At 26.5% G+C, this 852-nt stretch carries 3 protein-coding genes; all 3 read left to right on the top strand.

Translation table 11 applies throughout. The features are described 5' to 3' along the window. Positions 1-46 precede the first annotated feature (46 nt). Positions 47-190: a hypothetical protein gene (locus Q8777_RS02650; protein WP_318749500.1), complete on the top strand. Its 144-nt coding sequence runs from the start codon at positions 47-49 to the stop codon at positions 188-190. Further along, positions 175-519, top strand: a complete 345-nt coding sequence (locus tag Q8777_RS02645; RefSeq protein WP_318749499.1) for an HU family DNA-binding protein — start codon at positions 175-177, stop codon at positions 517-519. The genes Q8777_RS02650 and Q8777_RS02645 overlap by 16 nt, the downstream gene beginning before the upstream one ends. A gap of 21 nt (positions 520-540) precedes the next feature. Further along, positions 541-852: hypothetical protein (locus Q8777_RS02640; RefSeq protein ID WP_318749498.1), on the top strand; the 312-nt coding region annotated here is incomplete at its 3' end.

Here is an 852-nt window from a genome sequence, read left to right as displayed (position 1 = left end):
TATTTCTCACATCCTTTAATTTAAACAAAAAAACCAGAAGCAAAAAATGAAAAGAAATGGTTTTCCAAAATTAGGATTAAGAATCATGAAAATTAGTGATTTTCAATTATTAAAATTAGGTTATTCCCCAAAACAATTAAATAAATTAAACCAAAAAAAAGGAGGCATATCATTATGTCAAACAAAATAAATAAAAAAAATCAAATAAAAGAAAAAGAATATATTTCAAAAAAAGATTTAATCAAAAAAATTGCGCGTCTTGTTAAGACTTCTATTACCAATACTGAAACTTTTTATAACGCTTTTGAAAAAGTAGTCATCAAAGCTATTACTTCCGAACAACCAAAAGTGATTATTTCTCCTAAAATCGGTTTTTTAAAATTAAAAAGCAGCAGTGCTCGTAAAGGTTTCAAGCCTAACACAAAAGAAATCATCGAAATCCCCGCTTCCACACGTATTACTTTTAAAGTTGCGAGTAGTTTAAAAAAAGAAGTTAAATCCTTAGTCCTCGAAGAATAATCGAAACAAGGAAAAAAAGAAATGATCAGTTTTTTAACCATTTTTACTTTTTTAGGGAGATATTTGAAAGATTTTCAAAATCCCCAAGTGGTGGAACAGAGATATGAAATAATGACCACTGTTTTTTTAAGTATTTTCATTTATTCAGGTTTTAAACCCCTTTTTCATTTTTTAAATAATATATTCTTTTTTCTAAAAGATCTTATTGTTGGTTTATTTTTTAAATCTAACCAACAGGTTTTATTAGAACAAAAAAGCATAAAAAAAGCCATGCAACGCCAAGAATTGTTTGCCAAAATAGATCAAATCCATCAAGAACTAAGACAAATTAAG

This window comes from Candidatus Phytoplasma stylosanthis, assembly GCF_032886435.1.
In the GTDB taxonomy this organism is placed as follows: domain Bacteria; phylum Bacillota_I; class Bacilli_A; order Acholeplasmatales; family Acholeplasmataceae; genus Phytoplasma; species Phytoplasma stylosanthis.
The sequence above is the reverse complement of the archived record's forward strand: the minus strand, read 5'-3'. Positions and strand labels throughout refer to the sequence as shown.